General features: G+C 59.4%; 26 protein-coding genes. 12 read left to right on the forward strand and 14 right to left on the reverse strand.

Going from position 1 to position 26350, the window contains the following annotated elements; genetic code table 11:
* Position 1: 1 nt before the first annotated feature.
* From yidD to rpmH, 3 genes are read right to left on the reverse strand one after another with little or no spacing between them, the layout of a single operon-like run.
* A complete protein-coding gene (gene yidD, locus ACRRSD_RS15390; protein WP_010465488.1) occupies positions 2 to 247 on the reverse strand; it encodes a membrane protein insertion efficiency factor YidD in 246 nt (81 codons plus the stop codon).
* Positions 240 to 641 carry a ribonuclease P protein component gene (gene rnpA, locus ACRRSD_RS15395; RefSeq protein WP_016984072.1) on the reverse strand — a complete coding sequence of 134 codons (402 nt, stop codon included), beginning with the start codon at positions 639 to 641 and terminating at the stop codon, positions 240 to 242. The genes yidD and rnpA overlap by 8 nt, the downstream gene beginning before the upstream one ends.
* 16 nt (positions 642 to 657) lie before the next feature.
* Positions 658 to 792, reverse strand: coding sequence for a 50S ribosomal protein L34 (gene rpmH / locus ACRRSD_RS15400; RefSeq protein ID WP_003213577.1), 135 nt, complete (start codon positions 790 to 792; stop codon positions 658 to 660).
* A gap of 567 nt (positions 793 to 1359) precedes the next feature.
* Between rpmH and dnaA the strand changes: the two genes are divergently transcribed.
* From dnaA to gyrB, 4 genes are read left to right on the forward strand one after another with little or no spacing between them, the layout of a single operon-like run.
* Entirely contained in the window at positions 1360 to 2889 is a 1530-nt protein-coding gene (gene dnaA, locus ACRRSD_RS15405) for a chromosomal replication initiator protein DnaA (RefSeq protein WP_034152191.1), read from the forward strand.
* A 39-nt stretch (positions 2890 to 2928) separates the two neighbouring features.
* Positions 2929 to 4032: a DNA polymerase III subunit beta gene (gene dnaN, locus ACRRSD_RS15410; RefSeq protein WP_007911887.1), complete on the forward strand. Its 1104-nt coding sequence runs from the start codon at positions 2929 to 2931 to the stop codon at positions 4030 to 4032.
* A 14-nt stretch (positions 4033 to 4046) separates the two neighbouring features.
* Complete coding sequence (gene recF / locus ACRRSD_RS15415; RefSeq protein ID WP_025112255.1) at positions 4047 to 5150, forward strand: DNA replication/repair protein RecF; 1104 nt, start codon at positions 4047 to 4049, stop codon at positions 5148 to 5150.
* A 5-nt stretch (positions 5151 to 5155) separates the two neighbouring features.
* Entirely contained in the window at positions 5156 to 7573 is a 2418-nt protein-coding gene (gyrB, locus tag ACRRSD_RS15420; protein ID WP_007911885.1) for a DNA topoisomerase (ATP-hydrolyzing) subunit B, read from the forward strand.
* A 135-nt stretch (positions 7574 to 7708) separates the two neighbouring features.
* Here gyrB and ACRRSD_RS15425 read toward each other — a convergent pair whose 3' ends face one another.
* The gene (locus ACRRSD_RS15425; protein WP_435034185.1) at positions 7709 to 8428 is read right to left on the reverse strand and encodes a response regulator transcription factor; all 720 of its coding nucleotides are present in this window, start codon (positions 8426 to 8428) and stop codon (positions 7709 to 7711) included.
* 169 nt (positions 8429 to 8597) lie between these two features.
* Here ACRRSD_RS15425 and ACRRSD_RS15430 point away from each other — a divergent pair, with 169 nt between their 5' ends.
* On the forward strand, positions 8598 to 10130 hold the full coding sequence (locus ACRRSD_RS15430) for an ATP-binding protein (protein WP_435034186.1): 1533 nt from the start codon (positions 8598 to 8600) through the stop codon (positions 10128 to 10130).
* A gap of 168 nt (positions 10131 to 10298) precedes the next feature.
* Here ACRRSD_RS15430 and ACRRSD_RS15435 read toward each other — a convergent pair whose 3' ends face one another.
* The 4 genes from ACRRSD_RS15435 to glyQ form a co-directional block, all read right to left on the reverse strand.
* Positions 10299 to 11078: a lysophospholipid acyltransferase family protein gene (locus tag ACRRSD_RS15435; protein ID WP_122604687.1), complete on the reverse strand. Its 780-nt coding sequence runs from the start codon at positions 11076 to 11078 to the stop codon at positions 10299 to 10301.
* Positions 11079 to 11161: 83 nt separating this feature from the next.
* Entirely contained in the window at positions 11162 to 11701 is a 540-nt protein-coding gene (gene gmhB, locus ACRRSD_RS15440) for a D-glycero-beta-D-manno-heptose 1,7-bisphosphate 7-phosphatase (protein WP_435034187.1), read from the reverse strand.
* Between the two features lie 4 nt (positions 11702 to 11705).
* The gene (gene glyS, locus ACRRSD_RS15445; protein ID WP_435034188.1) at positions 11706 to 13760 is read right to left on the reverse strand and encodes a glycine--tRNA ligase subunit beta; all 2055 of its coding nucleotides are present in this window, start codon (positions 13758 to 13760) and stop codon (positions 11706 to 11708) included.
* Positions 13757 to 14710: a glycine--tRNA ligase subunit alpha gene (gene glyQ / locus ACRRSD_RS15450; protein WP_034152298.1), complete on the reverse strand. Its 954-nt coding sequence runs from the start codon at positions 14708 to 14710 to the stop codon at positions 13757 to 13759. Before glyQ ends, glyS begins: the two co-directional genes overlap by 4 nt.
* Before the next feature lie 81 nt (positions 14711 to 14791).
* Here glyQ and ACRRSD_RS15455 point away from each other — a divergent pair, with 81 nt between their 5' ends.
* The 3 genes from ACRRSD_RS15455 to ACRRSD_RS15465 all read left to right on the forward strand — a co-directional run bounded on the left by ACRRSD_RS15455 (position 14792) and on the right by ACRRSD_RS15465 (position 16590).
* A complete protein-coding gene (locus ACRRSD_RS15455; RefSeq protein WP_034152197.1) occupies positions 14792 to 15349 on the forward strand; it encodes a DNA-3-methyladenine glycosylase I in 558 nt (185 codons plus the stop codon).
* Positions 15350 to 15389: 40 nt separating this feature from the next.
* On the forward strand, positions 15390 to 16277 hold the full coding sequence (locus tag ACRRSD_RS15460; protein WP_034152198.1) for a lysophospholipid acyltransferase: 888 nt from the start codon (positions 15390 to 15392) through the stop codon (positions 16275 to 16277).
* Positions 16278 to 16350: 73 nt separating this feature from the next.
* Entirely contained in the window at positions 16351 to 16590 is a 240-nt protein-coding gene (locus tag ACRRSD_RS15465) for a PilZ domain-containing protein (RefSeq protein WP_105704752.1), read from the forward strand.
* A gap of 1 nt (position 16591) precedes the next feature.
* Here the strand turns inward: ACRRSD_RS15465 and ACRRSD_RS15470 are convergent, their stop codons facing one another.
* The 5 genes from ACRRSD_RS15470 to def form a co-directional block, all read right to left on the reverse strand.
* A complete protein-coding gene (locus ACRRSD_RS15470; RefSeq protein WP_435034189.1) occupies positions 16592 to 16906 on the reverse strand; it encodes a tetratricopeptide repeat protein in 315 nt (104 codons plus the stop codon).
* 145 nt (positions 16907 to 17051) lie between these two features.
* A complete protein-coding gene (gene trkA, locus ACRRSD_RS15475; RefSeq protein WP_007911861.1) occupies positions 17052 to 18428 on the reverse strand; it encodes a Trk system potassium transporter TrkA in 1377 nt (458 codons plus the stop codon).
* Positions 18429 to 18450: 22 nt separating this feature from the next.
* Positions 18451 to 19761, reverse strand: coding sequence for a 16S rRNA (cytosine(967)-C(5))-methyltransferase RsmB (gene rsmB / locus ACRRSD_RS15480; RefSeq protein ID WP_435034190.1), 1311 nt, complete (start codon positions 19759 to 19761; stop codon positions 18451 to 18453).
* Positions 19758 to 20717, reverse strand: coding sequence for a methionyl-tRNA formyltransferase (gene fmt / locus ACRRSD_RS15485; protein ID WP_435034191.1), 960 nt, complete (start codon positions 20715 to 20717; stop codon positions 19758 to 19760). The genes rsmB and fmt overlap by 4 nt, the downstream gene beginning before the upstream one ends.
* A 58-nt stretch (positions 20718 to 20775) precedes the next feature.
* Positions 20776 to 21282: a peptide deformylase gene (gene def / locus ACRRSD_RS15490; RefSeq protein ID WP_034152204.1), complete on the reverse strand. Its 507-nt coding sequence runs from the start codon at positions 21280 to 21282 to the stop codon at positions 20776 to 20778.
* A 160-nt stretch (positions 21283 to 21442) separates the two neighbouring features.
* Here def and ACRRSD_RS15495 point away from each other — a divergent pair, with 160 nt between their 5' ends.
* The 4 genes from ACRRSD_RS15495 (at position 21443) to ACRRSD_RS15510 (ending at position 25177) form a co-directional block, all read left to right on the forward strand.
* The gene (locus ACRRSD_RS15495; protein WP_435034192.1) at positions 21443 to 22468 is read left to right on the forward strand and encodes a LysM peptidoglycan-binding domain-containing protein; all 1026 of its coding nucleotides are present in this window, start codon (positions 21443 to 21445) and stop codon (positions 22466 to 22468) included.
* 80 nt (positions 22469 to 22548) lie between these two features.
* Positions 22549 to 23649: a DNA-processing protein DprA gene (dprA, locus tag ACRRSD_RS15500; protein ID WP_435034193.1), complete on the forward strand. Its 1101-nt coding sequence runs from the start codon at positions 22549 to 22551 to the stop codon at positions 23647 to 23649.
* A gap of 55 nt (positions 23650 to 23704) precedes the next feature.
* Positions 23705 to 24262 (forward strand): L-threonylcarbamoyladenylate synthase, encoded by a 558-nt coding sequence (locus ACRRSD_RS15505; RefSeq protein ID WP_038359601.1) that lies wholly within the window; start codon positions 23705 to 23707, stop codon positions 24260 to 24262.
* A gap of 240 nt (positions 24263 to 24502) precedes the next feature.
* Complete coding sequence (locus ACRRSD_RS15510; protein WP_435034194.1) at positions 24503 to 25177, forward strand: hypothetical protein; 675 nt, start codon at positions 24503 to 24505, stop codon at positions 25175 to 25177.
* 64 nt (positions 25178 to 25241) lie between these two features.
* Here ACRRSD_RS15510 and ACRRSD_RS15515 read toward each other — a convergent pair whose 3' ends face one another.
* Positions 25242 to 26219, reverse strand: coding sequence for an NADPH:quinone reductase (locus ACRRSD_RS15515; protein WP_435034195.1), 978 nt, complete (start codon positions 26217 to 26219; stop codon positions 25242 to 25244).
* Between the last annotated feature and the right edge of the window lie 131 nt (positions 26220 to 26350).

Below are 26350 nucleotides of genomic sequence, written 5' to 3' on the forward strand. Positions count from 1 at the left end.
ATTACTCGGCCATCGAAGAAGAACGGGAGGTAGGGATAGGTGGAACCGGGTCATAACCACCGGGATTCCACGGATGACAGCGACCTAAACGACGAAAGGTCAGCCAGCCACCGCGCAGAAGGCCATGATTTTCGATGGCTTCATACGCGTAGCAGGAACAACTGGGGTAGAAACGACAGTGGCTGGCCATCAAAGGACTAATGGCATAGCGATAAAACTGGATCGGAACGAGGGCCAGTTTACGCATCGGTACTGTCTACCCCTACAGTTTCGGTTTTGACTTCTGGAACTGGCTTGCTGCGTGCCAGACGCTTCCAGAGCTTGCCGAAATGCTGAATCAATTCGGGGTTTTCTACATCGCCCAGACCTTTGCGCGCGACGATAACGATATCCCAGCCGACCAGTGAATCCTGGTGCAGACGGAATGATTCGCGCATCAAACGTTTGAGGCGATTGCGCTCAACGGAGAGCTTTACGCTCTTTTTCCCGATAACCAGCCCGAGACGGGGGTGATCAAGATCGTTGTTGCGTGCAAGGAGCAGGAGATTTTTCCCCGGAACCTTGCCGGTAGGGGAGTCAAAGACTGCCTTGAAATGCCGGGGAGTAAGCAGACGCTTTTCCCGACTGAAGTCCTGACTCACCTCCAGTACCGGATTATCAAACTGCCAGACGCGCACGACCTTTGGCGCGACGACGCGACAGGACTGCGCGGCCGTTCTTGGTAGCCATGCGAGCACGGAAACCGTGGGTACGAGCGCGTTTGATAGTGCTTGGTTGGAAAGTACGTTTCATTGTCGTGTTACCTGGTTCGTCCACAACGGGCCGGAATGGCCCCCGTTTTAAGAGACCGGGGATTCTAGAGAAAGCAAGCCTTCAGGTCAATTTCCAACCAGCGTTTCCTTATAAATAGATCTCGGGGGCCTCTGTGGCTGAAAGCCTGTCTGCCAAACATAAAAATAAAGAAGGGACTTATTTAAAGCTTTTTTGTAAAGCTTATAAAAGCTAGGGCAGCCATCTTCTGTGGATAAGTGGCATGAGCCCATATTTCACGTGATGTACAGAGAATGACAACTACGGTGGAAAACCGTGTTCAGCCTGTGCTGCACTGTCGGATAACCTGTGTGTGGAAGGGTTCGTTATCCACAGGCAGGTTATCCACCGAGTTCAACCCCCAGTTGTCCAGTGCCCTTAGTGGCGGTTATCCACAGAGCTTATTAACACACCGTTGGTCGCTTTCTCATCGGTTAACACATTGATAAATCATGTTCGCCGGACAACCTGCATGTGGATAAGTGGACGGCTCGCCGCTACAATGGCCGCTTGTTTTTGCCTCACCGGCTTTCAACTTAGGGGATATCCGTGTCAGTGGAACTTTGGCAGCAGTGCGTGGAGCTTTTGCGCGAGGAGCTGCCTGCCCAACAATTCAACACCTGGATCCGTCCACTACAGGTCGAAGCCGAAGGCGACGAGTTGCGCGTCTACGCACCGAACCGTTTTGTGCTGGACTGGGTCAACGAAAAGTACCTGGGCCGCGTCCTTGAACTGCTGGATGAGCACGGCAACGGCATGGCGCCTGCGCTTTCCTTGTTAATAGGCAGCAAACGCAGTTCCGCTCCGCGTGCCGCACCGAACGCGCCGCTTGCAGCCGCGCAGGTTTCCCAGCAGGCCCAGGCAAATGCCACGCCTGTGAGTACGCCGGCACCTACCCAGACGTCAGCGCCGGCAGCCAAGCGTTCAACGCAGAAAAGCCCTGAAGTCAGCGATGAACCGTCTCGCGACAGTTTCGATCCGATGTCCGGTGCTGCTTCGCAACAGGCGCCGGTCCGCGCCGAACAGCGCACCGTGCAGGTCGAAGGTGCGCTCAAGCACACCAGCTACCTGAACCGCACCTTCACCTTTGAAAACTTCGTCGAAGGTAAATCCAACCAGCTCGCCCGTGCGGCGGCCTGGCAAGTGGCGGACAACCCCAAGCACGGCTACAACCCACTGTTCCTGTATGGTGGCGTCGGCCTGGGTAAAACCCACTTGATGCACGCGGTGGGTAACCATCTATTAAAGAAGAATCCGAATGCCAAGGTCGTGTACCTGCATTCCGAGCGTTTCGTCGCTGACATGGTCAAGGCGCTGCAACTGAACGCGATCAACGAGTTCAAGCGCTTCTACCGTTCGGTGGATGCCCTGCTGATCGACGACATTCAGTTTTTCGCCCGTAAAGAGCGTTCGCAGGAAGAGTTTTTCCACACCTTCAACGCCCTCCTTGAAGGTGGTCAGCAGGTCATTCTCACCAGTGACCGCTACCCGAAAGAAATCGAAGGCCTTGAAGAACGCCTCAAATCCCGTTTCGGCTGGGGCCTGACGGTTGCCGTCGAGCCGCCGGAACTGGAAACCCGTGTGGCGATCTTGATGAAGAAGGCCGACCAGGCCAAAGTCGAGTTGCCGCACGACGCTGCGTTCTTCATTGCCCAGCGCATTCGTTCCAACGTCCGTGAGCTGGAAGGTGCGCTGAAACGCGTGATCGCCCACTCGCACTTCATGGGCCGCGACATCACCATCGAGCTGATTCGCGAATCCCTGAAAGACTTGTTGGCGCTGCAAGACAAACTGGTCTCTGTGGACAACATTCAGCGCACCGTCGCCGAGTACTACAAGATCAAGATCTCGGACTTGCTATCCAAGCGTCGTTCGCGCTCGGTAGCGCGTCCGCGTCAGGTGGCCATGGCCTTGTCCAAGGAACTGACCAACCACAGTCTGCCGGAAATCGGCGATGTGTTTGGCGGCCGCGACCACACCACCGTGTTGCACGCCTGCCGCAAGATCAACGAACTTAAGGAATCCGACGCGGACATCCGCGAGGACTACAAGAACCTGCTGCGTACACTGACCACTTGATGAACACCAGCGCAGCTTATTAAGGCAAGGGACTAGACCATGCATTTCACCATTCAACGCGAAGCCCTGTTGAAACCCCTGCAACTGGTCGCAGGCGTCGTCGAGCGTCGACAGACCTTGCCGGTACTGTCCAACGTGCTGCTGGTAGTCGAAGGCCAGCAACTGTCGCTGACCGGTACCGACCTGGAAGTCGAGCTGGTCGGTCGTGTGCAACTTGAGGAGCCGGCGGAAACAGGTTCCATCACCGTGCCTGCGCGCAAGCTGATGGATATCTGCAAAAGCCTGCCCAACGACGCGCTGATCGACATCAAGGTCGACGAGCAGAAGCTGGTGGTGAAGGCAGGCCGTAGCCGTTTCACCCTGTCGACCCTGCCGGCCAACGATTTCCCGACCGTTGAAGAAGGTCCAGGCTCGCTGACCTGCAGCCTTGAGCAGAGCAAACTGCGTCGTCTGATCGAACGCACCAGCTTCGCCATGGCTCAGCAGGACGTGCGTTATTACCTCAACGGCATGCTGCTGGAAGTGTCCGAAGGCATCATCCGCGCGGTGGCCACTGACGGTCACCGTCTGGCCATGTGCTCGATGAAAGCCGATATCGGCCAGCCGGATCGTCATCAGGTGATCGTGCCGCGCAAAGGTATCCTTGAGCTGGCACGTCTGCTTACCGAGCCGGACGGCAATGTCAGCATCGTACTGGGTCAGCATCACATCCGCGCCACTACCGGCGAGTTCACCTTCACCTCGAAACTGGTCGACGGCAAGTTCCCGGACTACGAGCGCGTTTTGCCTAAGGGCGGCGACAAGCTGGTACTCGGCGATCGCCAGGCACTGCGTGAAGCGTTCAGCCGTACCGCGATTCTGTCCAACGAGAAGTACCGTGGTATCCGTCTGCAACTGGCCAGCGGTCAGTTGAAAATCCAGGCCAACAACCCGGAGCAGGAAGAAGCGGAAGAGGAAGTGGGCGTTGAATACAACGGCGGCTCCCTGGAAATCGGCTTCAACGTCAGCTATTTGCTCGACGTATTGGGCGTGATGACCACCGAGCAGGTTCGCCTGATCCTGTCCGACTCCAACAGCAGTGCGCTGGTGCAGGAGTCCGATAACGACGATTCGGCTTACGTTGTCATGCCGATGCGTCTGTAATCAGCTGACCCTGGATGTCCTTAAGTCGTGTTTCGGTCACCGCGGTGCGCAATCTGCACCCGGTGACCTTCTCCCCCTCCCCCCGCATCAACATTCTTTACGGCGCCAACGGCAGCGGCAAAACCAGTGTTCTGGAAGCCATTCATCTGCTGGGGCTTGCCCGTTCGTTTCGTAGCACGCGGCTGTTGCCGGTCATCCAATACGAGCAACTCGCCTGCACCGTGTTCGGTCAGGTTGAATTGGCCGAGGGTGGCCACAGCGCGTTAGGCATCTCGCGCGATCGTCAGGGCGAGTTCCAGATCCGCATCGACGGCCAGAACGCCCGTAGCGCTGCGCAACTGGCGGAGATCCTGCCGTTGCAGTTGATCAACCCTGACAGCTTCCGTTTGCTTGAAGGCGCGCCGAAGATCCGCCGGCAGTTTCTCGACTGGGGCGTGTTCCACGTCGAACCGCGCTTTATGGCGACCTGGCAGCGTTTGCAGAAGGCCTTGCGCCAGAGAAACTCCTGGCTGCGGCATGGTACACTTGACGCCGTTTCGCAAGCGGTTTGGGACAGGGAACTGTGCCAGGCCAGCGCTGAAATCGATGAATACCGCCGCGCTTACATCAAAGCCTTGAAACCAGTCTTTGAACAAACCTTGAGCGAACTGGTTGAGCTCGAAGGTTTGACGCTCAGCTATTACCGAGGCTGGGACAAAGAACGGGAATTGAGCGCCGTACTGGCCGGTTCCGTGCAACGGGATCAGCAAATGGGTCATACCCAGGCCGGACCGCAACGGGCTGATTTGCGTCTTAGATTGGGCGCACACAACGCCGCGGACATTTTGTCCCGGGGTCAGCAGAAGTTGGTGGTCTGTGCATTGCGGATTGCCCAAGGGCACCTGGTCAGCCAGGCCCGACGCGGTCAGTGTATTTATCTGGTGGATGACTTGCCGTCCGAGCTGGACGAGAGCCACCGTCGCGCGCTGTGCCGCTTGCTGGAAGACTTACGCTGCCAGGTGTTCATCACCTGTGTAGATCACGAATTATTGAGGGAAGGCTGGCAGACGGAAACGCCAGTCGCTCTGTTCCACGTGGAACAGGGCCGTATCACCCAGACCCACGACCATCGGGAGTGAAGGCATTGAGCGAAGAAAATACGTACGACTCAACGAGCATTAAAGTGCTGAAAGGCCTGGATGCCGTACGCAAACGTCCCGGTATGTACATTGGCGACACCGATGATGGCAGCGGTCTGCACCACATGGTGTTCGAGGTGGTCGACAACTCGATCGACGAAGCCCTCGCCGGCCACTGCGACGACATCAGCATCATCATCCACCCGGATGAGTCCATCACCGTTAAAGACAACGGTCGTGGCATCCCGGTAGACGTGCACAAAGAGGAAGGCGTTTCCGCCGCCGAGGTCATCATGACCGTCCTCCACGCTGGCGGTAAGTTCGACGACAACTCCTACAAAGTATCCGGCGGTCTGCACGGTGTAGGTGTGTCGGTAGTGAACGCACTGTCCGAAGAACTGGTACTGACCGTTCGCCGCAGCGGCAAGATCTGGGAGCAGACTTACGTCCACGGCGTACCTCAGGCACCGATGGCCATCGTTGGCGACAGCGAAACCACCGGCACCCAGATCCACTTCAAAGCTTCCAGCGAAACCTTCAAGAACATTCACTTCAGCTGGGACATCCTCGCCAAGCGCATTCGTGAACTGTCCTTCCTCAACTCCGGTGTCGGCATCGTCCTCAAGGATGAGCGCAGCGGCAAGGAAGAGCTGTTCAAATACGAAGGTGGCCTGCGTGCGTTCGTTGAATACCTGAACACCAACAAGACTGCGGTCAACCAAGTGTTCCACTTCAACATCCAGCGTGAAGACGGCATCGGCGTAGAAATCGCCCTGCAGTGGAACGACAGCTTCAACGAGAACCTGTTGTGCTTCACCAACAACATTCCGCAGCGCGACGGCGGTACTCACCTGGTGGGTTTCCGTTCGGCACTGACGCGTAACCTGAATAACTACATCGAGCAGGAAGGTCTGGCGAAGAAGCACAAAGTCGCCACCACCGGTGACGATGCCCGTGAAGGCCTGACTGCGATTATTTCGGTGAAAGTGCCGGATCCGAAGTTCAGCTCGCAGACCAAAGACAAGCTGGTGTCTTCCGAAGTGAAGACGGCGGTCGAGCAGGAGATGGGCAAGTATTTCTCCGACTTCCTCCTGGAAAACCCGAACGAAGCCAAGCTGGTCGTCGGCAAGATGATCGACGCTGCGCGTGCCCGTGAAGCGGCGCGTAAAGCCCGTGAGATGACCCGCCGCAAAGGCGCGCTGGACATCGCCGGCCTGCCGGGCAAGCTCGCTGACTGCCAGGAAAAAGACCCGGCACTCTCCGAACTGTACCTGGTGGAAGGTGACTCCGCGGGCGGCTCTGCCAAGCAGGGACGTAACCGCAAGACCCAGGCGATCCTGCCGTTGAAGGGCAAGATCCTCAACGTCGAGAAAGCGCGTTTCGACAAGATGATCTCTTCCCAGGAAGTGGGTACCTTGATCACCGCACTGGGCTGCGGCATCGGTCGCGACGAGTACAACATCGACAAGCTGCGTTATCACAACATCATCATCATGACCGATGCTGACGTCGACGGTTCGCACATCCGTACCCTGTTGTTGACCTTCTTCTTCCGTCAGTTGCCGGAGCTGATCGAGCGCGGCTACATCTACATCGCCCAGCCACCGCTGTACAAGGTCAAGAAAGGCAAGCAAGAGCAATACATCAAAGACGACGACGCCATGGAAGAGTACATGACGCAGTCGGCCCTTGAAGACGCGAGCCTGCACCTGAACGAAGAAGCCCCGGGCATTTCCGGTGAAGCGCTCGAGCGTCTGGTGAACGACTTCCGCATGGTGATGAAGACCCTCAAGCGTCTGTCGCGCCTGTATCCGCAGGAGCTGACCGAGCACTTCATCTACCTGCCGGCCGTGAGCCTGGAAAAGCTTGGCGACCACGCCGCGATGCAAGAGTGGCTGGCCCAGTACGAAGCACGTCTGCGCACCGTTGAAAAATCCGGTCTGGTCTACAAGGCCAGCCTGCGTGAAGATCGTGAACGTGGCGTCTGGCTGCCAGAGGTCGAACTGATCTCCCACGGCCTGTCGAACTACGTCACCTTCAACCGCGACTTCTTCGGCAGCAACGACTACAAAACCGTCGTCACCCTCGGCGCTCAACTGAGCACCCTGCTCGACGAAGGCGCGTACATCCAGCGCGGCGAGCGCAAGAAAGCGGTCACCGAGTTCAAGGAAGCCCTGGACTGGTTGATGGCGGAAAGCACCAAGCGCCACACCATTCAGCGATACAAAGGTCTGGGCGAAATGAACCCGGATCAGCTGTGGGAAACCACCATGGACCCAAGCGTGCGCCGCATGCTGAAAGTCACCATCGAAGACGCCATTGGCGCGGACCAGATCTTCAACACCCTGATGGGTGATGCGGTCGAACCTCGCCGTGACTTCATCGAGAGCAATGCGCTGGCGGTGTCGAACCTGGATTTCTGATCCCGGTTGTCGTCAACAAAAAAGGCCAACGCATTGCGTTGGCCTTTTTTATTGGCAGATCAAAAGATCGCAGCCTTCGGCAGCTCCCCCATTGATTACTTGTAGGAGTTGCCGAAGGCTGCGATCTTTGATCTTTTACTCGGATGCTGAAGACACACTTTCCAACCGGTACCCATACCCATAAATCGTCAACAACTGCCAACCCCGATCCGCCGTCAGCCCCAGCTTGTTCCTCAGCCGATAGATATGTGTATCCAGCGGTCGCGACGACGCCATCTCTTCATGCGGCCAGAATCGCTCATACAGATAATCCCGCGACAACGGCCGGCCTAGATTGCTGAACAAACAACGCGCCAGTCGATACTCACGTTCGGTCATGACAATCGGCTTTCCTTCGCGTGTGACGGTCAGTTCCGCGTCATCGAAAGTCAGATCATTAAAGCTCAGCACTTCCGTCGCCGCCGCACGTTGCTGGCTATGCCGACGCAGCACCGCAGCCACCCGCGCCTTCAACTCATTCGGCCGAAACGGCTTGCTCACATAATCATCAGCCCCGGCATTCAACGCCTGAACGATATCGCTCTCGCCATCGCGACTGGTCAGCATGATCGCTGCCGGTGGCGCTTCCATGTGTTCGCGGGTCCAGCGTAGCAGGGCCAGGCCGGTGAGGTCGGGCAGTTGCCAGTCGAGGATCAGCAGGTCAAAGGTTTCCCGGCGCAGTTGCCGGAGAAGGTCTTCACCACGCTCGAAGCTGTGTAGCGACCACGGCTGCTCACCGGCATCGGCCATTTGCTGCAAGGTTTGCTCGACCCGGCGCAGTTCGGCGGGTTCGTCGTCCAGTATCGCAACGCGCATACGCGATGGTTCCTTGTTGCTTGAACAGTTGGGCGTCAACCATAGTCGCTTGGTCATCGCCTTGAAAGTAAGCGGCCCGCCGTTGGACGACGTCCGCTATGATTCTTCGAGTCTACGTCTCAGACCTGTGACCTATGAAAGCATTCACCCTGCCCTGCCCTTTTTCCGTATGAACAATCAGCGCCGGCGCGAAAGCCGAGAGCCGAGCCAGGTGCAGCGACTGTTTCGACAGTTGGTGCGCGAATGGGTGTGGATAAGTCTAGTGCTGTTGCCGCTGACTGCGCTGTTGTCGTATCGCGCGCAGATTAACTTGCACGATGTGTCTCCCGTTGCTGGAGCGTTGTTATCGGTAGGGTTGGTGGCCTGCGTGCTTGGCTTGCTGCTTTGGCGACCGCGATGGGCACTCTGGCTAACGTTGATCGGCATGGCGTGCGTGCTGCTGGCCAGTACCGGACTGGCGGAAATGCGCCGCTGGTGGTCGCCGACACCGGCGGTGCTGGGCATGTTGTTCGGTTATCTGATCTGGAACTGGCGGCGTCTGAGTGTGGTGCTGACGTATTTCGGCTGGGAACTGGCCCGCCTGGACAGCGAGCCGAAAGTGTTCCCCGAACGTCGTCGTACGCAATTCACCGGGGCTGATCGCTTGCAGGGCCAGATCATGGCGCTTGAACAGGCCATGAGTCGCACCCGAGATACCCGGCGCTTTATTGCCGACGGTCTGGAGTACTTGCCCGTCGCTACGCTGATCAGCGATCCCAAAGGTCAGATCCTGCTGGGCAATCGCAAGGCTCGCCAGCTATTCGATCACAACCTGGTGGGGGACGACGTCCTCGATCAACTGGCCAGCCTCGGTTACCCGGAGTTGTCCACAGAGTTGCGCCCGTCACTGTCGGCCATACCGCTGTTGGAGTTTCGCGATCTCAAGGAACGCAGCCTGCGTCTGGAGCGTGCCGCCCTGCTGCCGGTGGACGGAGATACGCCGATCGGTTGGCTGCTCAGCCTCACCGATCTCAGCGCCGAACGTGCCGCCGAGGAACAACGCGGTGTGTTGCTGCGCTTTCTCTCCCACGACCTGCGTGCCCCGCATTCGGCTATCCTCGCCCTGCTCGATGTTCACCGCCATCAGGCCGGGGCGGATTCGCCGTTGTTCGAACAGATTGAGCGGCAGGTGCGTCGCGCGCTGGATCTCACCGATGGTTTCGTCTTGCTGGCGCGGGCCGAGTCCGAGGCCTATCAGTTCCAGCCGAGCCTGTTCGCGATGTTGGTGCTGGACGTGCTGGATCAGGCGTTGCCCATCGCCCAGCAGAAACGCATCGAATTGCTGCAGAACATGGATGAGCAATCCCAGGAGCGCCTGATCATGGCTGACCAGGGATTACTGACGCGTGCGCTGTTCAATCTGCTGGAGAATGCGATCAAGTACAGCCCGGCAGACACCACGATTCAACTGCGGGTCAGTTGCCACGGAGAGTGGCTATGTTGCGAACTGACCGATCAGGGCAAAGGCATCGCCGAACAAGACTTGCCTGACCTGTTCAGCCAGTACCGACGTTTTTCTTCGGCACAAGGAATCGACGGTGTGGGGCTCGGCCTGTCGATGGTCAAAGCGGTGGTCGATCATCATGGCGGCAGAATCGAATGCCGCAGCGTGGTCGATCAAGGCACCACGTTCCTGCTTGAGTTACCGCTGATCCCCGAATGATCAGGCACAAAAAAACCGGCTATATCAGCCGGTTTTTTTACTTCCGAAAAAAACTTATGCACCTTTTACGATGTTTTATGAGTTTGAGAAATATATATTTAAATCAATAACTTAGTTTCAATATTCAAGCGTTTTCAACAAAACCGTACACAGGTTATCCACAAAATCTCAGACAGCGATCTGATCACTAGCGGCCGGTGCCTGCGGGGCCGGTGGCAGCGAGCCCATTTCGCGCTGGGTCTTCTCGTTCCAGGCTTGCACCCGGTCGTTCAGATCGGCGATGGCGCGAGGGCCAGTGCCTTCGGCGTACATCGGTTCACCAATGACCACGGTGATCACGCCAGACTTCTTGCCCCAACCGATTTTCGGCCAGAACTTGCCGGCATTGTGTGCAATCGGCAGCACCGGAAGCGCCGCATTCACCGCCAAAGCGCTGCCACTGCGGGAGAACTTGCCGACAGTGCCGTAAGGAACGCGTGTACCTTCGGGGAAGATCAGCACCCAAACGTTGTCCTTGAGCAGTTCATCACCTTTGGCCGCGACTTGCTTCAACGCCGCTTTCGGGTTGTCGCGGTCAATCGCGATCGGCCGCAACATGGCCATCGCCCAGCCGAAGAACGGCACATAAAGCAATTCGCGCTTGAGCACTTGGCTCAACGGCGAAAAATAAGCGGAGAGAAAGAACGTTTCCCAAGTGCTCTGGTGGTTCGACTGAATCACGCAGGGCCGGTCAGGCACGTTTTGCGCGCCTTTGATTTCGTAACGGATACCGAGGAACACCTTGGTCAACCACAAGGCGCAACGGCACCAGTACACGTTGATAAAACGATAACGCGCCTTGAACGGCAGAAACGGCGCGATAAAAAAACTCAAGCTGCACCACAGCAGGGAAGTGGTGCCCAGCAGCAGGTAAAAGAGAAAAATCCTGATGGCCCGCAGTATCGACATAGTGACGTTTACCGTTACGGGGCAATGCCCGAGTGTTCAAGCGCACTCCCGATCAATCCCTGGTCAGGAACTTCAGAAGTACTCTAGTTGTGGATAAGTTCTGCGGCAATCGCCGCCAGATCGTCAAAAATCAGAGTGCCAACCGGCAGGGTTTTGCCCTGAGTCTTTGCGCCTTTTCCGGTCTTTACCAAAACTGGCTGTGAATCGACGGCTTTGGCGGCCTCCAGGTCACCAAGGCTATCGCCAACGAACCAGACATTCGCCAACTTCACGTCGTAATGCGCCGCGATGGTTTTCAACATCCCCGGTTTCGGCTTGCGGCAATCGCAGCCTTCGTCCGGGCCATGCGGGCAATACACGATCAGCCCGACTTCACCGCCCTGTTCCGCGACCAGCTCGCGCAGGCGCGCGTGCATGGCATCGAGGGTGGCGAGGTCGTAATAGCCGCGAGCAATGCCCGACTGGTTGGTGGCCACCGCCACCGTCCAGCCGGCCTTGCTCAACTGCGCAATCGCTTCGATCGAGCCGGGCAACGGAATCCACTCCGCCACCGACTTGATGTAAGCGTCGGAGTCGTAATTGATCACTCCGTCCCGATCGAGAATCAGCAGTTTCAACAGCAATCCCTCAACCCAGCAGCGAAATGTCGGCAACGCCGAGGAACAGACCGCGCAGACGCGCCAGCAGCGCGTAACGGTTGGCCCGCACATTGGCGTCGTCGGCATTGACCATCACTGCGTCGAAGAACGCATCCACCGGCTCACGCAATGCCGCCAGGCGTGCCAGCGACTCGTTGTACTGACGCGCCGCGGCCATCGGCTGTACCGCTTGATCCGCTTGCTGGATCGCCGAGTACAGCGAGAACTCGTTGGCGTTGTCGAAGTACTTGGCTTGCACCTCGGTTGGTACCGCGCCTTCGAGTTTGCTCAACAGGTTCGATACACGCTTGTTCACCGCCGCCAGCGCTGCCGCTTCCGGCAGTTTGCGGAAGGCTTGCACCGCTTGCACTCGCTGGTCGAAGTCCAACGCCGAACCCGGCTTCAGCGCACGTACCGAGAGGTAAGTGGCCACTTCAACGCCTTCGTCTTCGTAGCGCGCACGCAAACGGTCGAAGATGAATTCCAGCACGGACTCGTTGAGGCCGGCAGCCTTGACCTTGGCACCGAACGCGGTCACGGCGAAAGCCACGGCGTCATTCAGGTCGAGGTCGAGTTTTTTCTCGATGAGGATACGCAGCACGCCGAGTGCCGCACGGCGCAGGGCATACGGGTCTTTGCTGCCGGTTGGCAGCATGCCGATACCGAAGATACCGACCAGGGTGTCGAGCTTGTCAGCGATTGCAACGGCCGCGCCGGTCAGGGTCGCCGGCAGTTCAGCACCGGCACCGCGTGGCATGTACTGCTCGTTGAGCGCCAGCGCGACGTCTTCCGGCTCGCCATCATTGAGGGCGTAGTAGTAACCGGCGACACCTTGCATCTCCGGGAACTCGCCGACCATTTCGGTGGCCAGGTCGCACTTCGACAGCAGGCCAGCGCGAGCAGCCCACGAAGCGTTGCCGCCAATGCGTGCGGCGATGTACGCAGCCAGCTTGGAAACGCGCTCGGCCTTGTCGTAGACGCTGCCAAGTTTTTCCTGGAACACCACGTTCTTCAGGCGATCATTGAAAGCTTCGAGCTTCTGCTTCTTGTCTTGCTTGAAGAAGAACTCGGCGTCGGTCAGACGTGGGCGAACCACTTTCTCGTTACCGGCGATGATCTGCTGTGGATCTTTGCTTTCGATGTTGGCCACGGTGATGAAACGTGGCAGCAACTTGCCGTCGGCATCCAGCAGGCAGAAGTACTTCTGGTTGTCCTGCATGGTGGTGATCAGCGCTTCTTGCGGCACGTCGAGGAAGCGTTCCTCGAACGAGCACACCAGCGGCACCGGCCATTCAACCAGCGCGGTCACTTCGTCGAGCAGTGCCGGCGGAACGATTGCCGTGCCTTCCTGACGGGTGGCCAGCTCTTCGGTGCGCTTGCTGATGATCTCGCGACGCTCGTTGGCGTCGGCCAATACATAGGCGGCACGCAGGTCAGCGAGGTAGCTCGACGGCGAACCGATGCGCACGCTTTGCGGGTGGTGGAAACGGTGACCACGGGAATCACGGCCAGCCTTCTGCGCGAGGATGGTGCAGTCGATGACCTGGTCACCGAGCAGCATCACCAGCCATTGGGTCGGACGCACGAACTCTTCCTTGCGCGCACCCCAACGCATGCGTTTCGGGATTGGCAGGTCGTTCAGCGAATCTTCGACGATGGTCGGCAGCAGGCTTGCGGTCGGCTTGCCGGCGATGCTCTGGCTGTAACGCAGTTTCGGGCCGCTCTGATCGATTTCGCTCAGATCGACGCCGCACTTCTTGGCAAAGCCCAGTGCTGCCTGAGTCGGGTTGCCGTCAGCGTCGAACGCCGCCTGACGTGGCGGGCCGTCGAGGTTGATGCTGCGATCCGGCTGTTGAGTGGCCAGCGCGGTGATCAGCACAGCCAGACGACGCGGCGCGGCGTAGACGGTTTTGGTCTCGTAGCTCAGGCCGGCAGCTTGCAGGCCCTTGTCGATACCGGCGAGGAATGCCTCAGCCAAGGTGTTCAGGGCTTTCGGTGGCAGTTCTTCGGTGCCCAGTTCAACCAGAAAATCTTGCGCACTCATTGTGCTGCCTCCAGCTTGGCCAGTACTTCGTCACGCAGGTCCGGGGTCGCCATCGGGAAGCCCAGCTTGGCGCGTGCCAGCAGGTAGGCTTGCGCAACGGAACGCGCCAGGGTGCGTACGCGCAGAATGTATTGCTGACGCGCGGTCACCGAGATCGCCCGGCGTGCATCCAGCAGGTTGAAGGTGTGCGACGCCTTCAACACCATTTCGTAGCTTGGCAACGGCAGCGGCTGGTCGAGCTCGATCAGACGCTTGGCTTCGCCTTCATAGAAGTCGAACAGTTCGAACAGTTTGTCGACGTTGGCGTGTTCGAAGTTATAGGTGGACTGCTCCACTTCGTTCTGGTGGAACACGTCGCCGTAGGTGACTTTGCCCATCGGGCCGTCAGCCCAGACCAGATCGTAGACCGAGTCCACGCCTTGCAGATACATGGCCAGACGCTCGAGACCGTAAGTGATCTCGCCGGTCACCGGGTAGCACTCGATGCCGCCCGCCTGCTGGAAGTAAGTGAACTGAGTCACTTCCATACCGTTCAGCCAGACTTCCCAGCCCAGACCCCAGGCGCCGAGGGTCGGCGATTCCCAGTTGTCTTCGACGAAGCGAATGTCGTGGACCAGTGGGTCGAGGCCGACATGCTTGAGCGAGCCCAGGTACAGTTCCTGGAAGTTGTCCGGGTTCGGTTTCAGGACGACCTGGAACTGATAGTAGTGCTGCAGACGGTTCGGGTTTTCGCCGTAACGGCCGTCAGTCGGACGGCGGCTTGGCTGCACGTAGGCGGCGTTCCAGGTTTCCGGGCCGATGGCGCGGAGGAAGGTCGCGGTGTGGAAAGTGCCGGCGCCTACTTCCATATCGTAGGGCTGAAGTACCACGCAACCTTGCTCGGCCCAGTATTGCTGGAGCGCGAGGATCAAGTCTTGGAAGGTACGCACGGCTGGCGTAGGCTGGCTCACGAAATTCACCTGTTTCTTGGGCTGCGATTTAAAGAGCGGGAGTATACCCGATTCATTGCTGCGCACGCCCCCTGGAGCCTTATGCCACGCTGCTTTTGGTGTACCGAAGATCCGCTGTACATGGCTTATCACGACCAGGAGTGGGGCACGCCGCTACGCGATGCGCAGGGTTTGTTCGAGTTGCTTTTGCTCGAAGGGTTCCAGGCCGGGCTGTCGTGGATCACCGTGCTGCGCAAACGCGAGCGTTATCGCGAGGTGTTGTTCGGCTTCGATGTGCAGCGGGTGGCGCAGATGAGCGACGCCGAAATCGACGAGTTGATGCTCGACCCGGGGATCATCCGCAACCGCCTCAAACTCAACGCCGCCCGGCGTAATGCCCAGGCCTGGCTGGCGCTGGAGGATCCGGTGGCGTTCCTCTGGTCGTTCGTTGGTGACCAACCGATCATCAATCATTTCAAGGATCGCAGCGAAGTCCCGGCGATCACCCCCGAAGCGCTGGCGATGAGCAAAGGCCTGAAAAAGGCCGGGTTCACGTTTGTCGGACCGACCATTTGCTACGCGCTGATGCAGGCCTCGGGCATGGTCATGGATCACACCCAGGACTGCGACCGCTACGCGCAGCTCGCCAACGGCGGTTAGAATGGCCGCCTCGCGCACCGCACAAGATCAGGAGTGACCTGTGGAAAAGTTTAAAGGCGCCTTGCTGGTAGGCGCTCTGCGGCTGTTTGCCCTGCTGCCATGGCGGGCCGTGCAGGCCGTGGGTTCGGCGATCGGCTGGATCATGTGGAAAACCCCCAACCGCTCCCGCGACGTGGTGCGGATCAACCTCGCCAAATGTTTTCCACAGATGGATGCGGCCGAACGTGAGCGTCTGGTCGGGCAAAGTCTGAAGGACATCGGCAAGTCGCTGACCGAAAGTGCCTGCGCGTGGATCTGGCCGGCGCAGCGTTCGATCGATCTGGTGCGCGAAGTCGAAGGTCTCGATGTTCTCAAGGATGCGCTGGCCTCGGGCAAAGGTGTGGTCGGCATCACCAGTCACCTCGGCAACTGGGAAGTGCTCAACCACTTCTATTGCAGCCAGTGCAAACCGATCATTTTCTACCGTCCGCCGAAGCTCAAGGCTGTGGACGAATTGCTGCGCAAACAACGCGTGCAACTGGGCAACAAGGTCGCTGCTTCCACCAAGGAAGGCATCCTCAGCGTGATCAAGGAAGTGCGCAAGGGTGGTGCAGTGGGCATTCCTGCTGACCCGGAACCGGCCGAATCCGCCGGGATCTTCGTGCCGTTCTTCGCCACTCAAGCGCTGACCAGCAAATTCGTACCGAACATGTTGGCCGGTGGCAAAGCCGTAGGCGTGTTCCTGCACGCGCTGCGCCTGCCTGACGGTTCGGGCTACAAAGTCATCCTCGAAGCCGCGCCCGAAGCCATGTACAGCACCGATACCGCCGAGTCCTGCGCCGCCATGAGCAAAGTGGTCGAGCGCTACGTAGCCGCTTACCCAAGCCAGTACATGTGGAGCATGAAGCGCTTCAAAAAGCGTCCGCCGGGCGAAGAGCGCTGGTATTGAGCTGATTGGCATGATCTGTGGATAACCTCACTGGCGAGGTTATCCACAACCGTTCATCAAAGGGCGCAACAAGATGTCCGAACAACGTAAATCCTTCCGCATCAAGATCACCCACGACAGCTTTGGCGAATGCCTGGGGCAGACGCGAAACCTGTCGCCCACCGGGGTGTTTGTGCAACATCCGGTTTTGGCTTCTTTACCCAAAGGTGCAGTGGTTTACGGCCAGGTGCAGGGGCTACCCACAGGTGCGCCACGGGTGCGCATGGAAGTGGTGACAGTGGATGCCGACGGTATCGGTCTTCGCTACCTTTGACTTATTGCGCCTGACGATCGAGCTTCTTCAGAAACACCGTCATTTCCTTTTCGGCCTGCTTGTCGCCATGGGCGCGGGCTGCTTCCAGGCCTTTTTCCCACGCCTGACGTGCGGCGGCGCGATCGCCCAGTGCCAGATGTGCCTTACCCAGCAGTTTCCAGGCTGCCGAATACTTCGGATCGAAGTCGACGCAGCGCTGGAAATGCTCGGCAGCCTTGGCGTTTTCACCCAGATCCAGATAGCCCTTGCCCAGGCCGAAGCGCAGCAAGGAGTTATCCACACCCTTGGCGAGCATTTTTTCCAGGGATTCGAGCATCGGTGGGTTCCTTTCTTGGGAGTATCAGGTGTTGATGGGTTTATTGAGGCCGCCTTCGCGAGCAGGCTCGCTCCCACAGGGGAAACGCATTCCAAAAGTGGGAGCGAGCCTGCTCGCGAAGGGGCCAGTCCCGTCAGCGCAAACCTCAGAAGAAGCTCAACCCCACATGAAACAGCTTCTCCACATCGCGAATATGCTTTTTATCCACAAGGAAGAGAATCACATGGTCGCCCGCTTCGATCACCGTGTCGTCGTGGGCAATGATCACTTGTTCATTGCGGATCACCGCACCAATCGTGGTACCCGGCGGCAGGCCGATCTTCTCGATCGGTTTGCCGATGACCTTGCTCGACTTCGCATCACCGTGGGCAATCGCCTCGATCGCTTCTGCCGCACCGCGACGCAATGAGTGCACGCTGACGATATCGCCACGCCGCACGTGCGCCAGCAGCGTGCCGATGGTCGCCAGTTGCGGGCTGATGGCGATGTCGATATCGCCGCCCTGAATCAGATCAACGTAGGCCGGGTTGTTGATGATCGTCATGACCTTTTTCGCCCCCAGCCGTTTGGCCAGCAGCGAAGACATGATGTTGGCTTCGTCATCGTTAGTCAGCGCGAGGAAAATGTCGGCGTCGGCGATGTTCTCTTCCAGCAGCAAATCACGGTCCGAAGCGCTGCCCTGCAACACCACGGTGCTGTCGAGCGTATCGGAGAGGTAACGGCAGCGCGCCGGGCTCATCTCGATGATCTTCACCTGATAACGGCTTTCGATGGCCTCGGCCAGACGCTCGCCGATCTGCCCGCCGCCGGCAATGACGATGCGCTTGTAGGTTTCGTCGAGGCGGCGCATTTCGCTCATCACTGCGCGAATATTCTCACGGGCAGCGATGAAGAAGACTTCGTCATCGGCCTCGATCACCGTGTCGCCTTGGGGCAGGATCGGCCGATCACGGCGGAAAATCGCTGCCACGCGGGTCTCGACGTTCGGCATGTGTTCACGCAACTGGCGCAGTTGCTGGCCCACCAGCGGCCCGCCGTAATAGGCGCGCACCGCCACCAGTTGCGCCGCGCCTTCGGCGAAGTCGATCACCTGCAAGGCGCCCGGATGCTGAATCAGGCGCTTGATGTAGTTGGTCACCACTTGCTCAGGGCTGATCAACACGTCGACCGGAATCGCTTCGTTCTGGAACAGTTGCTCCTCACGATTGAGGTAGGACGCTTCGCGCACCCGGGCGATTTTGGTCGGGGTGTGGAACAGGGTGTGGGCGACCTGGCAGGCGACCATGTTGGTCTCGTCGCTGTTGGTCACTGCCACCAGCATATCGGCGTCGTCGGCGCCGGCCTGACGCAGCACCGATGGCAGCGAGCCACGGCCCTGCACGGTGCGGATGTCGAGGCGGTCGCCGAGGTCGCGCAGGCGCTCGCCGTCGGTATCGACCACCGTAATGTCGTTGGCCTCGCTGGCCAAATGCTCGGCCAGCGAACCGCCGACCTGTCCCGCACCGAGGATGATGATTTTCATCCAGTCACTCCGTTGAATCCGTTTAGCCGCGCGCGGCAGCGATCTTGATCAGCTTGGCGTAGTAGAACCCGTCATGCCCGCCCTGCTGGGCCAGCAATTGGCGACCATGGGGCTGTTTGATTCCGGCCGTGGTGGCCAGATCCAGTTCGCGGGCACCGGGGGTGCGCTCGAGGAACGCAGCGATGACTTCGGTGTTTTCAGTCGGCAGCGTTGAGCAGGTGGCGTAGAGCAGGATGCCGCCGACTTCGAGGGTTTTCCACATGGCGTCGAGCAGCTCGCCTTGCAATTGCGCGAGGGCGACGATGTCGTCCGGCTGACGGGTCAGCTTGATGTCCGGATGGCGGCGAATCACCCCAGTGGCCGAGCACGGGGCGTCGAGCAGGATGCGCTGGAACGGTTTGCCCTCCCACCATTTCTCGGTGTCGCGACCGTCGGCGGCGATCAGTTCGGCATTCAGACCAAGGCGTTCGAGGTTTTCTTTCACTCGCACCAGACGCTTGGCTTCCAGATCCACCGCGACCACGCCGGCCAATGCCGGTTCGGCTTCGAGGATGTGGCAAGTCTTGCCGCCGGGCGCGCAGCAAGCGTCGAGCACACGTTGGCCCGGTGCCAGATCGAGCAGGTCGGCGGCCAGTTGCGCGGCTTCGTCCTGCACGCTGATCCAGCCTTCGGCAAAACCCGGCAGGCTGCGCACGTCGGCAGCCGCTTCGAGAATGATGCCGTCGCGACTGTAAACGCATGGCGTCGCCGCAATCCCGGCCTCAGTCAACAAACCGAGGTAAGCATCGCGGCTGTGATGACGGCGGTTGACCCGCAGGATCATCGGCGGATGCGCGTTGTTCGCCTCGCAGATGGCTTCCCACTGTTCCGGCCAGAACGCCTTCAGGGATTTTTGCAGCCAGCGCGGGTGAGCAGTGCGCACCACCGGATCACGTTCCAGCTCGGCGAAAATCGTTTCGCTCTCGCGCTGGGCGTTGCGCAAAACGGCGTTGAGCAGGCCTTTGGCCCACGGCTTTTTCAGCTTGTCGGCGCAACCGACGGTTTCGCCGATGGCGGCGTGGGCCGGGACGCGGGTGTAGAGCAGTTGGTAGAGACCGACCAGCAGCAGCGCTTCGACATCGGCGTCGGCAGCCTTGAACGGTTTCTGCAGCAGCTTCTCGGCCAGCGCCGACAGGCGTGGCTGCCAGCGCGCGGTACCGAAGGCCAGGTCCTGAGTGAAACCGCGATCGCGATCTTCAACCTTGTCCAGTTGCGTCGGCAGGGAGCTGTTCAGTGAGGCTTTGCCGCTGAGCACGGCGGCGAGTGCCTTGGCGGCGGCCAGACGCGGATTCATTGTGCGTCCACCGCTGCGCCGAGCACGGTGCCGACGGCAAATTTCTCACGGCGGCTGTTGAACAGGTCGCTGAAGTTCAACGCTTTGCCGCCGGGCAATTGCAGACGGGTCAGGCACAGCGCTTGTTCGCCGCAGGCGACGATCAGGCCGTCCTTGCTGGCGCCGAGGATTTCACCGGGTGCGCCTTTGCCCTCAGCAAGTGTTGCCGCCAGGACTTTCAGCGCTTCACCGTTGAGGGTGCTGTGGGTGATCGGCCATGGGTTGAAGGCGCGAACCAAGCGTTCCAGCTCAACCGCGGGACGGCTCCAGTCGATGCGTGCTTCGTCTTTGTTCAGCTTGTGCGCGTAGGTGGCGAGTTCGTCGTTCTGCACTTCGCCTTCCAGCGTGCCAGCAGCCAGACCGGCAATCGCCTGCACCACGGCCGGCGGACCCATCTCGGCGAGACGATCATGCAAGGAGCCGCCAGTGTCTTCGCCAGTGATCGGGGTGACGACCTTGAGCAGCATCGGCCCGGTGTCGAGGCCGGCCTCCATGCGCATCACGGTCACGCCGCTTTCCGCATCACCGTGTTCCACGGCGCGTTGAATCGGCGCCGCACCGCGCCAGCGTGGCAGCAACGAGGCATGGCTGTTGATGCAGCCCAGGCGCGGAATATCCAGCACCACTTGCGGCAGGATCAGGCCGTAGGCGACCACCACCAGCAAGTCCGGTTTCAGCGCGGCCAGTTCAGCCTGGGCATCGGCGTTGCGCAAAGTCGGCGGCTGCAACACCTGGATATTATTTTCCAGGGCGAGCTGTTTGACCGGGCTCGGCATCAATTTTTGCCCGCGCCCGGCCGGACGATCCGGTTGGGTGTAGACCGCAACGATCTCGTAAGGGCTGTTCAGCAGGGCCTTGAGGTGTTCGGCGGCGAATTCCGGGGTGCCGGCAAAAACGATGCGCAGTGGCTCAGTCATGAAGGGCGTCTCATAAAAAGAAAAAGGCTTGCCGCAGCAAGCCTTTGAAGGAGGGGCATCAAGCGTTCTGGCGGTGCTGCTTTTCCAGTTTCTTCTTGATCCGGTCGCGTTTGAGCGTGGACAGGTAATCGACGAACAATTTGCCGTTGAGGTGGTCGCATTCGTGCTGGATGCACACGGCGAGCAGGCCTTCGGCGATCAGCTCATAAGGCTTGCCGTCGCGGTCCAGCGCCTTGATCCTGACCTTTTGCGGGCGGTCGACGTTTTCGTAGAAACCCGGTACCGACAGGCAGCCTTCCTGGTATTGGTCCATTTCGTCGGTCAGCGATTCGAACTCGGGGTTGATGAACACCCGCGGTTCGGTGCGGTCTTCGGAAAGGTCCATCACGACGATACGTTTGTGCACGTTGACCTGGGTCGCGGCAAGGCCGATGCCCGGCGCTTCATACATTGTTTCAAACATGTCATCGACCAACTGACGCACTTCGTCGTCCACTACAGCCACAGGCTTGGCGATAGTGCGCAGACGCGGGTCCGGGAATTCGAGGATGTTTAAAATGGCCATAGGCTTTGATTGCTGCACACGTTGAGTAAAGTCGGGCGATGGCCTGGCAGGTCCGAAGATGCAGGCTACCGTTGTGAAGCGTAGCTTGTGCATTTTGCACAAGCGAGCCACGGGGGCTCTGACGGTTCACGCGAATGCACATGATAAAGGGATTCACTGCATGAGGAAAACACTACTCGCCCTGCTGCTGTTGGCTTCGGCCGGCGTGGCGCAAGGGCAAGTGCAACTCAGGGATGGTTTTCCACAGCAATACACGGTGGTTTCGGGGGACACGCTCTGGGACATTTCCGGCAAATACCTGCGCGAGCCTTGGCAGTGGCCACAACTGTGGCGGGTCAATCCGCAAATCGAAAACCCCAACCTGATCTATCCCGGCGACACGCTCACCCTCAGTTATGTCGATGGCCAGCCACGTCTAACCGTCAGTCGCGGCGAGTCGCGCGGTACCATCAAACTCTCGCCACGGATCCGCACCAGCCCGGTGGCCGAGGCGATTCCGAGCATTCCGCTGAAATCCATCAACAGTTTTCTGCTGAGCAACCGCATCGTCGACAAGGTCGAGGACTTCGACGAGGCGCCATACATCGTCGCCGGCGATGCCGAACGCGTGCTCAGCGGTACCGGTGACCGAATTTTCGCTCGCGGCCATTTCGATCCGGATCAACCGGTCTACGGCATCTTCCGACAGGGCAAGGTTTACACCGATCCACAGTCCAAGGAGTTCCTCGGAATCAACGCTGACGACATTGGCGGCGGTGAAATCGTCGCCACCGAAGGCGACGTTGCCACCCTTGCCCTGCAACGCACCACCCAGGAAGTGCGCCTCGGCGACCGTTTGTTCAGCGGCGAAGAGCGCTCGATCAATTCGACCTTCATGCCCAGCGCACCCACCACCAATATCAACGGCGTGATCATCGATGTGCCGCGCGGCGTGACCCAGATCGGCGTGATGGACGTGGTCACCCTGAACAAGGGCAAGCGCGACGGTCTGGCCGAAGGCAATGTGCTGGTTGTGATGAAAACCGGCGAAACCGTGCGTGACCGCATTACCGGCCAGCCACTGAAAATTCCCGACGAACGCGCCGGCTTGCTGATGGTGTTCCGCACCTACGACAAACTCAGCTACGGCCTCGTTCTCAACGCATCGCGCTCGCTGGCGGTGCTCGACAAGGTGCGAAATCCGTAAGCAAGCTTCACAAGTTACCAACAGAGTTATCCACAGCTTGTTCCGAATGGTTCGGGGCTTATAACGATCAAGGATGATCCATGATGATGTCTGCCTCCGCGCCGGTTTCCCCGGCGGAACTGGAAGCGCGCCTGCGCCTGCACCGCTTGCCGGATGTCGGCCCGAAGCGCTTTGCCAAATTGCTGGAAGCCTTTGGCTCGGCCTCCAAAGCCATCAGCGCGCCGGCCAGCGCCTGGCGTTCGCTGGGTTTACCGGCGGCGTGCGCCGAAGCGCGGCGCTGCCCCGAAGTTCGCGATGGCGCCAGCCATGCAATGCGCTGGCTAGAGCGGTCCGATCAGCATTTGCTGATGTGGGACCAACCGGATTACCCCGCATTGTTGGCGCAGATTCCCGACCCGCCGCCAATGTTGTTCGTGGCCGGTGATCCGCAGATTCTGGAAAAACCGCAGCTGGCGATGGTTGGCAGCCGCCGCGCTTCGCGTCCGGGAATGGACACCGCAGCGGCATTTTCCCGCAGCCTCGCCGGGGCCGGTTTTGTCATCACCAGCGGCTTGGCGCTGGGTATTGATGCTGCTGCGCATCAGGCTGCGCTGGATGTCGGCGGGTTGACTGTGGGTGTGCTCGGCACGGGGCTGGAAAACTTTTATCCACAGCGCAACCGGCGCTTGGCTGACGCGATGATTGCGTCCGGCAGCGCGGTGCTTTCGGAATTCCCGCTGGATGCCGGGCCGAGCGCGAGTAACTTCCCGCGACGCAACCGCATCATCAGCGGTTTGTCCCTTGGCGTGTTGGTGGTCGAGGCCAGCGTCGCCAGCGGTTCGCTGATCACCGCACGGCTGGCGGCGGAACAGGGACGCGAGGTTTACGCGATTCCCGGTTCGATCCATCACCCCGGCGCGCGCGGCTGCCACCAATTGATCCGCGATGGCGCGGTACTGGTGGAAACCATTGAACACATCCTCGAAGCCCTGCGCGGCTGGCAGCATCTACCGTTATCCACTGACACGGCGAAAGTCGATCACCCGTTGCTTACCCTGCTCCATGCCGCCCCGCACACCAGCGAGGGTTTGGCCGACAGCAGCGGCTGGGCGTTGCCCAAGGTGTTGGCGGCCCTCACCGAACTGGAAATGGATGGCCGCGCCGTGAGTGAAAATGGCCGCTGGTTTGCGCGCGTGCGCTAGGTTTTACAAGGAAGATCGGTAAACTGCGCGAAACCTGTTTGCGGAGAGTTTTTTCATGGTCAACAGTTGGCGTGTGCAACAAGCCGCACGAGAGATTCGCGCCGGGGCGGTGATTGCCTATCCAACCGAAGCCGTCTGGGGGCTGGGTTGCGACCCGTGGAACGAAGAGGCCGTGGATCGGTTGTTGGCGATCAAGAATCGTTCGGTGGTCAAAGGTCTGATTCTGGTTGCCGACAACATTCGCCAGTTCGACTTTCTGTTCGAAGACTTCCCGCAAGAATGGATCGACCGCATGGCCAGCACCTGGCCGGGACCGAACACCTGGTTGGTACCGCACCAAGGCTTGTTGCCGGAATGGGTGACAGGCGTGCACGACACTGTGGCGCTGCGGGTCAGCGATCACCCACAGGTGCGCGATCTGTGCTCGATGGTCGGGCCATTGATTTCGACCTCTGCCAACCCGCAGGGCCGCCCGGCGGCGCGTACGCGATTGCGTGTCGAGCAGTATTTCCGTGGGCAGATCGATCTGATACTGGGCGGGCAACTGGGTGGGCGCAAGAACCCCAGTGTGATCCGTGATCTGGCGACCGGCAAAGTCATTCGTCCCGACTGATCCAGCCTCGAACATTTGTAATGTGAAGACTCCTCGCCTTGACGGCGAGGAGTCCTACATGTGCATGCGATTTATCCTGCAATGATGATTCCTGTTGTGTCGGAAAAATCGTCAACTATCTGAATTAAATGAATTTTCCCACCTGATTCTCAGACCGCGTTTCGTGGCGGTATCGCCAAAAGCGACCATCCTTTCCCTGCACTCGGAACACTTCGATAAGTTAAGGTCTGCGGAGAAAGAATGGACACTACGGATTTGCAACTCACGGATTACCTGCAGACGCTTCAGGTGACGTTAAACAGTCATCATGAGGGCTGTCGTATCGTGATGCTTGAAGCGGGGTCGGATACTCAGCTGTTCGATCGGTTTATCGATCGGCAATTTCGGCTTCGGCTGCAGCACTACATGCTGACGTCCAGGGCGCGGATGCTCGAAACGCAACTGGCGACAAGGTCGCGCAGTACCCACTTTCTGTTGTATCGGCACGAGCAGTTGCTGGCGGTATTGAGGGCCACTCCGGCGCCATTCGAGTGGGCATCGCTGGCGCGGCAACATGTATCGCCCACGGTGGCGTTGTCACGCCATGTCGAACTCAGTCGCTTGATCTCGCAGGTGCCCAGCCAACAGCCCATTGCAGTCAACAGTTTGCTGGCGGCCGCTGCCGAGTGGGCGATAAAACAGGGCTATCAAGGTGTTACTGCGTTGTGCCGGTCATCGCAACTGCGACTGTACCAGCGATTCGGTCTGATGCCGGTTGCCTCCAATCCCTTGCAGATTGAACAGCGCGCACGCGGTGATTACTGGGTGTTGTCAGCCGAGTGGCGGCAAATCCTTGCAGCGGTTCAACAGCCTGACCACACGACTGTCGGTCATGGGGCGCAAAAACCGTTGTTGTGTCATCCACAGAGGTTCTGAACACACCCGAAGCTTCCTGCCAGTCATGGTTGTGAAACCCTGACTGGCCGGATGCCGGGAGCTATCAGGGCAGCAGGACGGTGGAACCGGTGGTGCGCCGCGCCGACAGTTCAGTTTGCGCCTTCGCCGCATCAGCCAGTGGGTAACGCTGGCTGATGTCCACCTTCAACTTGCCGCTGATGATCATCTCGAACAATTCATCGGCCATCCGCTGCAGGTTCTCGGCATTGTTGGCATAAGTCGCCAGGGTCGGTCGGGTCACGTAGAGCGAACCCTTGGCGGCCAGAATGCCCAGATTCACGCCGTCTACCGCACCGGAGGCATTGCCGAAGCTCACGACCAGGCCGCGCGGCGAAACGCTGTCGAGGGACGTCAGCCAAGTGTCCTTGCCGACACCGTCATAAACCACCGGGACTTTTTTGCCATCGGTCAATTCGAGCACGCGCTGCGCAACGTTTTCGTGGCTGTAATCGATCGTCGCCCAGGCGCCGTTGGCCTTGGCCAGTTCAGCTTTCTCTTTGGAACTGACGGTACCGATCAGCTTCACGCCCAGTGCCTTGGCCCATTGGCAGGCCAGCGAACCGACACCCCCGGCAGCGGCATGAAACAGAATGGTTTCGCCACCCTTGAGCTCATAGGTCTGGCGCAGCAGATATTGCACGGTCAGGCCTTTGAGCATCACCCCGGCAGCGGTTTCGAAACTGATTTCGTCGGGCAGATGCACCAGATTGTCCTGGGGCAACACGTGAAATTCGCTGTAAGCACCCAATGGGCCGCTGCCGTATGCGACGCGATCACCGACCTTGAACCGGGTGACGTCGCTGCCCACGGCGTCGACGATGCCCGCACCTTCAGCCCCCAGGCCAGACGGCAAGGCTGGCGGCGCGTAAAGGCCGCTGCGGTAATAGGTATCGATGAAGTTCAGGCCGATCGCCTTGTTGGCCACGCGCACCTGAGTCGGGCCGGGTGCGGCGGGTTGGTAGTCAACATATTCGAGCACTTCGGGGCCGCCGTGGGCGCGGAACTGGATACGCTTTGCCATCTGCCTGCTCTCCTTGGGTCTTTTGTGAGCCCCCTATCCAACTCCCATGCTTGATCTTCGTCAACTGCGGCGCGTCGTTGTGCGGTGGTATGCTACGCGCCCATTTGCGTCGCCCGCCTGCGGGGCGCCGC

The organism is Pseudomonas neuropathica (assembly GCF_051174785.1).
Taxonomy (GTDB): domain Bacteria; phylum Pseudomonadota; class Gammaproteobacteria; order Pseudomonadales; family Pseudomonadaceae; genus Aquipseudomonas; species Aquipseudomonas neuropathica_A.